This is a genomic window from Marivita sp., assembly GCF_017643905.1.
Classification (GTDB): domain Bacteria; phylum Pseudomonadota; class Alphaproteobacteria; order Rhodobacterales; family Rhodobacteraceae; genus Marivita.
On record NZ_JAEPMO010000253.1, the window covers coordinates 1 to 3,590 of the forward strand.

Here is a 3,590-nt window from a genome sequence, read left to right on the forward strand (position 1 = left end):
TGTTCAGCAATTCGCCGCCACGCGCCTTTATCGTCTCGCCAATGGAAATCAGCGACTGCCGCAGCGGGCTTTCAGTGTCCATGAGGTCAGGGAAGCGTTCGATCAGGAAATCGCGCAGGTTGGTAAAGAGCGTCGGAGCGATCTCAAAGAGGTCCAGCGCCTGTTTGACCAGCGACGGGATCACCCAGAGCAGCAGCAGGATGAACGCCAGGACTCCGATTACGGTGATGATGGCGGTCGCCATGATGCGGCTGAAGCCCATGCGTTCAAGGCGGTCGGCCACCGGATCAAGGAAATAGGCGATCGCGCCCCCCAGCACGAAAGGCAGCAGCACGTCGCCAAGGAACCACAGCACCACCGCGAAAACGATGGCGGCAATGCTCCAGTATTTCAGCTGTTCCCGTGCGGGAAGTGCCATGCGATCTGCCCCTCTGACCTTGTCCCTACATCGCCTGTCCGGGGGCGGGTTTCAAGAGGTGGTGCATGGATGAACACCGGCTGGAAAAGGGGCGGCGATGCGTCGACGCATCGCTATTTTGCGTTGACGCAAAATGCGCCGCGCTGTGTGGGGGCGTGATCCCCCAATATTCCCGGATCAATCCCGCCCCAAAGCCCGGCAGGCCTCCCAGATCGCCGCACCGTCGCTCAGCGCCAGCACCCAATCGAGCGGGATGCCCTTGGGTGTTGCGATCCCGTGTGCCGCCCCCATCGCCGCGCCGATCATCAGCGACCGACCGGCGCTGTCGCCGCCCGCCATAATATTGCGCTCCACCGCGTCGGCATAGCTGGTGCTGTGGCGCAGCACATGGAACATCACTGGGCCCGAAGTGGGCAGATGGCAGGCCCTCCCGACCAGACCCGCATAGACGGTCGCATCCGCCTCGGATGTGGTCAGCGCATCCTTCAGTGCCGCCTGAACGTCGCCGGTTGCGGCCTCCGCTGCCGCCCCAAGCGCCTCGGCGACGGATTCGCCGTTCAGCACGCGACAGAGCAGGTCCGCAAAAACAGCAGTATACGCCCCAGCCACCGCGTTCACATTGGTGATCTGCATCGCCGCCTCGGCCTGCGCGGTCAGATCGGGTGAGGCGTGGTAGGCGGCGACAATGGCGGGCAGCCGGGTCAGCGCGGGGTTCTGATCATCATCGATTCCGGAAGGCAGCTGTTCCGCCGCGATCCGCTCCAATGCGCCGCGTGTCGGGCGGTCGATATAGCCGGAATACGCCCCGCCCGGCCCGAAATGCGCGGCAAATGCGCTGCGCTGGGCCGCCGCGTCAAAGGTGCCTTTGCTGTCGACCATGCTGCGCATCGCGACCAACAGCGCTTCACCGTATTGCGTCAACATGCCGGCATGGCGTCCCGCATGGGCGAAATAGCCCTTGGTGCCCTCGAAAAACGCCGCATCCACAGGGGCGAATGCAGCTGTGCCACGCGCGGTTGCGATTTCGGCGATCCGGTCCGGATCGTAGAGCCAGTGAAGACCAAGGCTGGCCGCATCTGCCACAAGCGCACCAAGCAGCATCGCGGATGTCTGTGTCGGGTTCATCTCATATCACCACTGCCAACCATGTTATCCCCGTTGCTCCCCAAACGGCATGGTCACGCGCGCTACAACCAACGTTCCATCCTTAGTGCGGCTGATCTCGGCCCCGATCTGCATCGCGAATTGTTGCACCAGCCGTTCGCCTGTCCCAGTGGAATCGATGTCGAGGTTGGCTTTCGTGGTGTCACGATCGGCATTGGCCACGGTGATCTGCAACGCCCTGTCATCGGACACGTCCAGGTCCAGCGTCACCGGCGATTGCGCATTTGGCGCGCCGTATTTGATCGCGTTGGTCAGCAACTCGTTCAGCATCAGGCTCAGCGCAATGGCCGTATCGCTCTTGAGGCTGATCCGCTCGGTCGGGTGGGTGAAAACCATCGCCTCGTCCGGCAGTTCCGCACTCTTGCGGGTCGACAGCACCAGCCGGTTGAACAGGGTCACAAGGTCGATCTGCGCGACGTCATCGTCGATCTGGATGGCGGCATGCACATCGGCCACGGCGCGGACGCGCGACTCTACGGCGCGCAAAGCCTCGCGGGCCTTGTCAGCCGCAGGCCCACCCGCGACCATCAGCTTGTTTGCCTGAAGACGCAGCAGCGACAGCGCGATCTGCAGACTGTTCTTGATCCGGTGATTGGCCTCGACCACCAGCGCCTCGCGCACATGCACCGCCTGTTGCAGGTCGCGCCGGGCGGTTTCAATGTCGGTCAGGTCGACAAAGGTGCCGACCAGCTTGGGCTTGCGGTCCACCGGATCGGTCGCAATCTCACCCCGGATGCGGACAAATCGCTCTTCGCCCGTGGGCAGGCACACCCGGTAATCAAAGGACGCGATGTCGCCATGCGGCGCTGCCAGCACGCGCTCCACCTCGGCATACACGGCGCCAATGTCGTCTTCGTGGACCCGCTGAAAGAACGGAGCTGCATAAAGGCCGGCCTCATCAGGGGCAAAGCCGAACATCGCGTCGATGCCGTCGTGACGCAGAAACAGATCGGTCTCGGGGTCGTAGCTGAAATAGGCGACCGCTGCCGTAGAGGTGGCGGCGCGTCTGTGGCTTTGTGCGAGGCGCGCGGTCAGGGTGGCTTCGGTCACGTCCCGCGCGGTTTGGAGGATGGCGATGATCTCGCCGTCCTTGCGGATCGGCGCAAAATGCACCTGCCAATGGTGTTCGACATAATGGCCTTCGTCGCTCAGCAGGTCGAACCGCGCTGGACCAACCTCCTGCGGTTTGCCGGTGCGCATGATTTCAGCGGTGGCATTGCGGATGAAGTTCACCGCATCGGCACCTTCGGCATCCGCACTCGGCGGAAATGCTTCGAACATCCCCATGCCGGTGATATCCGCGCCAACCGAACCCGACATGATTGCATGGGCCGAGTTGCGCCAGAGCAGCGTCAGCTTGTCATCGGGCAGATAGAACAGCGCTGCAAAGGGCACGGCCTCAAAGCCGAGGGCAAGGATGTCGGACAGAGACGATGTCTCTTGGGAAACAAGCACATCACTCGTCATTCTTCAGATCGACTCCGCCAGTGTTATCGCCAATACGCTGGTCCATTTTCGGCGCAGAGTCCACATGACACGGGCGAAGGGTGTCGCGTCAACCGAAGGCACCAATCGCAGATGCCTATTTTGCGAAAGATACCACGAGCGGAGCCTCGAATCCGGGGCTGCAGTCCGGGTGCCGCGGCGGCTTGTAACCTGCAGGGCAATCACGCCAAAACCGCCATTGGGTGAGGATGCTGTCGTTGTCGAAGACCGGCACGTCCCAATCCGGCCAATGCGGGGGGCGCATGATGCCCTCGGGCAGGATCACGCTTGCGTCGCCATAACTCTGGTCGATCTGCTCTTGCGACAGCGGCAGGCCAGTCAGGTCGAGATCCTTGAACAAGACCCCGTGGAATGTTGCGCTTGGCGTATTTTGTTGAAAAACTCTTCCTTGATCGAAGTCTGAACTGCTGATTCAATTCCTGAAATCGAGGGGGAGAACCGGCGATGATGGGACCGAGGCAGGAAGCACAGGCGGCGCTGTTCTATGAGTTTTCGCTGGAAA

The 3,590-nt window shown here is 62.0% G+C and carries 4 protein-coding genes; all 4 read right to left on the bottom strand.

Annotated features, from left to right (window positions below; genetic code table 11):
* Positions 1-418: AI-2E family transporter (locus tag JJ869_RS22755; RefSeq protein ID WP_292271130.1), on the bottom strand; the 418-nt coding region annotated here is incomplete at its 3' end.
* A 177-nt stretch (positions 419-595) separates the two neighbouring features.
* The gene (locus JJ869_RS22760) at positions 596-1,543 is read right to left on the bottom strand and encodes an ADP-ribosylglycohydrolase family protein (RefSeq protein WP_292271132.1); all 948 of its coding nucleotides are present in this window, start codon (positions 1,541-1,543) and stop codon (positions 596-598) included.
* A gap of 24 nt (positions 1,544-1,567) precedes the next feature.
* Positions 1,568-3,049, bottom strand: coding sequence for a histidine kinase dimerization/phosphoacceptor domain -containing protein (locus JJ869_RS22765; RefSeq protein ID WP_292271135.1), 1,482 nt, complete (start codon positions 3,047-3,049; stop codon positions 1,568-1,570).
* Positions 3,050-3,164: 115 nt separating this feature from the next.
* Positions 3,165-3,428, bottom strand: a complete 264-nt coding sequence (locus JJ869_RS22770) for a hypothetical protein (protein ID WP_292271136.1) — start codon at positions 3,426-3,428, stop codon at positions 3,165-3,167.
* Between the last annotated feature and the right edge of the window lie 162 nt (positions 3,429-3,590).

Excerpts from the sequence above, each read along its gene's own strand:
- JJ869_RS22760 (WP_292271132.1), bottom strand. The coding sequence starts at position 1,543 with ATGAACCCGACACAGACATCCGCGATGCTGCTTGGTGCGCTTGTGGCA.
- JJ869_RS22765 (WP_292271135.1), bottom strand. The coding sequence starts at position 3,049 with ATGACGAGTGATGTGCTTGTTTCCCAAGAGACATCGTCTCTGTCCGAC.